The organism is Sulfitobacter sp., assembly GCF_041552635.1.
In the GTDB taxonomy this organism is placed as follows: Bacteria; Pseudomonadota; Alphaproteobacteria; order Rhodobacterales; family Rhodobacteraceae; genus Sulfitobacter.
In genome coordinates, this window is the sequence record NZ_JBFEKM010000338.1 from 1 (window position 1) to 1,801 (window position 1,801).

At 52.3% G+C, this 1,801-nt stretch carries 2 protein-coding genes and 2 pseudogenes; all 4 read left to right on the plus strand.

Translation table 11 applies throughout. The annotated features are described in order from the left end of the window. Positions 1-123 (plus strand): annotated as a pseudogene (gene tuf / locus ABYT07_RS20845) (elongation factor Tu); the annotation flags it as partial. 180 nt (positions 124-303) lie between these two features. Beyond that, entirely contained in the window at positions 304-846 is a 543-nt protein-coding gene (locus tag ABYT07_RS20850; RefSeq protein ID WP_372993912.1) for a hypothetical protein, read from the plus strand. A gap of 143 nt (positions 847-989) precedes the next feature. Beyond that, positions 990-1,511, plus strand: coding sequence for a hypothetical protein (locus ABYT07_RS20855; protein WP_372993913.1), 522 nt, complete (start codon positions 990-992; stop codon positions 1,509-1,511). A gap of 228 nt (positions 1,512-1,739) precedes the next feature. Then, positions 1,740-1,801, plus strand: a pseudogene (gene rpsJ / locus ABYT07_RS20860) (30S ribosomal protein S10); the annotation flags it as partial.

A 1,801-nucleotide genomic window follows, 5' to 3' on the forward strand; every position in this document is an offset into this window, starting at 1 on the left:
GACAACCTGCAGTTCGACGTTGAACTGATCGCACCGATCGCGATGGAAGACGGTCTGCGCTTTGCGATCCGCGAAGGCGGCCGCACTGTTGGCGCGGGCGTTGTGTCCAAAATCAACGAATAAGCCGTAGGGTGGGGTCACCCCCACCCACAACAGCTTGAGATCGAAAGGCCGTCCCATACCGGGGCGGCCTTTTGTTTTTCCGATGTGGTGTGTCGGGGTTCCACTTTTGGCTAATGTGGTTATGCGTGTTTATGATCGCAGAGGACTGGCAACCTTCCCGAAAACATCTAAGCTTGATTTATGAGTACATTCCCAATCGCCATGCGCAGTATCTGCGTGTTCCTTTTTTTGCTGTTGCCAGCGTCCCTTTGCGCTGCCCCGTTTGATCGTTTCGAGGGGACCTACACCGGCGAAGCCGAGTTCACCTTTGAAGGGCAAACACAGCGCCGGGACATGAGCACCACAATCAAGGCAACCAAGACCGGGTTTACGCTGGTGTGGACCTCGGTCAGCTATAAGGATGATGGCCGCAGCAAAGCAAAAACCTATCAGATTTCATTCGTCCCAAGTGCGCGCGAGAATATCTATACATCGGCCATGAAAACGAATGTCTTCGGCAAAGAGGTTCCGCTTGATCCTCTCAAGGGGGAACCTTTCGTCTGGGCCAAGCTTGAGGGGGATACGCTTTCCGTCTTTTCGTTATATATTGACGAAACAGGAGATTATGAAATTCAAGAATTTCATCGCACCCTTGTCGCCGAAGGTCTCGATCTAAAGTTTCATCTTTTCAAAAAGGGGGCTCCTCAAAAGGAAATTCGCACCCTTTTGCGCCGCAAAGACTGATTTGAACAACACCAGCTGAGTGTTTGAGCACCATATGGTGCCGCCAATCTCATGCCGTTTTCGATTGTATATTTTTCGAATTGCGAGTGTTGTCACCTTACAGCGCACTTTGTCTTATTCCTCGATGCAAGCTCAATATTCCTATGCCAAATGTTCAGCCCTCCGATGACACCATCCAGCAGCAGTTCCTGCGCATATCGTTGGAGGAGGCGCAGGCAACGGTTCGTGCCTATGACACCAAAGCCCAGATCGTGGGAATCGGCTATACCTTTGCCTTGAATATCGTCTCTGCAGTTGTTGGTGGATTGCCCGGTGCCGGCACCGATGGGCTGCCCTTCGTGATCGTGTTTTGGGTCGTTGTGATGGCCCCGTTGTTTTTCTTTGGCTATGTGCTTTACCCGTCCCGGCGGACAGCACCCACGGTAAGCGATTCTGCCGAGATGGGGGTTGAACGTGTGCTTTATGTGCAGACAGCGCGGCATCGCACCGTTGCTGATTTGCGTGCCGCAGTTTCAAAGGTGGATTGGACCACGGAACTGGCCTATGAACTGCTTAAGGTTTCAAAGCTTCGCGAACAAAAGCGCCTTAGGTTCATAACGGCGCTTTATGTCACCGTGCTTTCTTTTGCCGTGCTTGCGGCAAAGCAGCTTTGGGCGGCTGTTTGACCAGCAAGCTTTGGGGGTAGCATCGGCTGTTTTTCGCGGCGGTTACGTAGTGTTCCGCTCTGACTTCAATTCACCCCTTGCCAGCAAGGCCGACTCGACCTATAGAGCGCAAGTCTCAGCGGGGTGCGTTTTTACGCGCCCCGTTTGATTTACGACAAAACGCAATGAAGGGCCGTGATGAGGCGTCTCTTCCTCTTCGTTTCACCTCCCAATGAGGGATGATGACATATGGCACAAAGCCAAAACATCCGCATCCGTTTGAAGGCGTTTGATTACCGCGTGTTGGATGC

Coding starts and splice junctions, on each gene's coding strand:
- ABYT07_RS20850 (WP_372993912.1), top strand. CDS start 304: ATGAGTACATTCCCAATCGCCATGCGCAGTATCTGCGTGTTCCTTTTT.
- ABYT07_RS20855 (WP_372993913.1), top strand. CDS start 990: ATGCCAAATGTTCAGCCCTCCGATGACACCATCCAGCAGCAGTTCCTG.